This is a genomic window from Streptomyces sp. UH6 (genome assembly GCF_013421635.1).
In the GTDB taxonomy this organism is placed as follows: domain Bacteria; phylum Actinomycetota; class Actinomycetes; order Streptomycetales; family Streptomycetaceae; genus Streptomyces; species Streptomyces abyssomicinicus.
Genome location: NZ_JACADT010001029.1, coordinates 1 through 1,967 on the forward strand (window position 1 = coordinate 1; position 1,967 = coordinate 1,967).

A 1,967-nucleotide genomic window follows, 5' to 3' on the forward strand; every position below is an offset into this window, starting at 1 on the left:
CGCCGTGGCTGCGGGTGGCCGAGGTGGGGGTCAGCGGCACCCGCGTCCTCGGCGAGGACGAGGTGCGCCGCGCCGCCGACCTCCCCGCCGGCATGCCGCTCGCCTCCGTGGACACCGAGGCCGTGGAGGCCCGGATCCGTGAGGCGCTGCCGCGCGTCGGGTCGGTGGAGGCCGACCGGGACTGGCCCCACGGCGTCACGCTGCGGATCACCGAGCGCACCGCCGTCCTGATCCTCAAGGAACAGGACGGATACGTCGAAGTCGACCGGTCGGGCGTGCGGTTCGCCACCCTGAGCAGGGCGCCGGAGTCCGTGCCGCTCCTCGAACTCGACCTGGGGAGCGGGAAGTCGGCCGGCTCGTCGCTGCGCCGGTTCGGCCGCGACCGGCTGGTGGCCGAGGCGGTCCGGGTGGCGCGGGACATCCCGGAACCGGTCGCCCGTGCCACCCGGACGGTCAAGGTCCGTACCTTCGACGCGTTCTCGCTGGAACTGAAGGACGGCCGCACCGTCCGGTGGGGCAGTCCGGAGGAGGGCGCGGCGAAGGCCCGTACCCTGCGGGCGCTGATGAAGGCAACCCCGAAGGCCCGTGTTTTTGACGTCACTGTCCCCTCCGCCCCTGCGTCAGCGGCGAGTTGACGCACATCAGCGCAGGCCAGCACCCGGACTGGGCACTCACGTGCTTGATCACATAGGGTGAAAAGAAAAGCGGGAGGTTCGGCGTGTTCGTTGAACGTGCGCCACTTGTCGACCTAGTGTCCTGTTCGGAATAGTCCAGGGAACAGACACACTGGTAACCCTAAACTTCACCGTTAGGGTTCGGGTCGGCGTTCGGACCGTCCCATTCGGCATCAGCCGGGGCTTCGCGGGGAACTCGCGAGGCATCCGGCACGTAACTCGAGGCGAGAGGCCTTCGACGTGGCAGCACCGCAGAACTACCTCGCAGTCATCAAAGTCATCGGTGTCGGCGGCGGTGGTGTCAATGCCATCAACCGGATGATCGAGGTCGGTCTCAAGGGCGTCGAGTTCATCGCCATCAACACCGACGCTCAGGCGCTGTTGATGAGCGACGCCGACGTCAAGCTCGACGTCGGCCGCGAACTCACCCGCGGACTCGGCGCCGGCGCCAACCCCGCGGTCGGCCGCAAGGCCGCCGAGGACCACCGCGAGGAGATCGAGGAGGTCCTCAAGGGGGCCGACATGGTCTTCGTGACGGCCGGCGAGGGCGGCGGCACCGGTACCGGCGGCGCGCCCGTCGTGGCCAACATCGCACGTTCGCTGGGGGCACTGACCATCGGCGTGGTCACCCGTCCGTTCACCTTCGAGGGGCGCCGCCGCGCCAACCAGGCGGAGGACGGCATCGCCGAACTCCGCAACGAGGTGGACACCCTCATCGTCATCCCCAACGACCGGCTGCTGTCCATCTCGGACCGCCAGGTCTCGGTCCTGGACGCCTTCAAGTCGGCCGACCAGGTCCTGCTCTCCGGTGTCCAGGGCATCACCGACCTGATCACCACCCCCGGCCTCATCAACCTCGACTTCGCCGACGTCAAGTCCGTGATGTCCGAGGCGGGCTCCGCGCTGATGGGCATCGGGTCCGCCCGCGGCGACGACCGCGCGGTGGCCGCCGCCGAGATGGCGATCTCCTCGCCCCTGCTTGAGGCCTCCATCGACGGCGCCCGGGGCGTCCTGCTCTCCATCTCCGGCGGCTCCGACCTCGGTCTCTTCGAGATCAACGAGGCGGCCCAGCTGGTGAGCGAGGCGGCGCACCCCGAGGCCAACATCATCTTCGGCGCGGTCATCGACGACGCGCTCGGCGACGAGGTCCGGGTCACCGTGATCGCGGCCGGGTTCGACGGCGGCCAGCCGCCCGCCAAGCGGGAGAACGTCCTCGGCTCGGCCTCCAAGCGCGAGGAGCCGGCCGCCCCGGCGCGGCCCGCCGAGACCGCGCGTCCCTCCTTCGGGTCGCTC

The 1,967-nt window shown here is 70.2% G+C and carries 2 protein-coding genes; both read left to right on the top strand.

From position 1 onward, the window contains the following. Window positions 1-635, top strand: a 635-nt coding sequence (locus HW445_RS28795) for a cell division protein FtsQ/DivIB (protein WP_180223778.1), incomplete at its 5' end; no start/stop codon positions are given. Window positions 636-914: 279 nt separating this feature from the next. Continuing rightward, window positions 915-1,967 (top strand): cell division protein FtsZ (ftsZ, locus tag HW445_RS28800; RefSeq protein ID WP_180223779.1); only part of this gene is annotated, 1,053 nt, incomplete at its 3' end.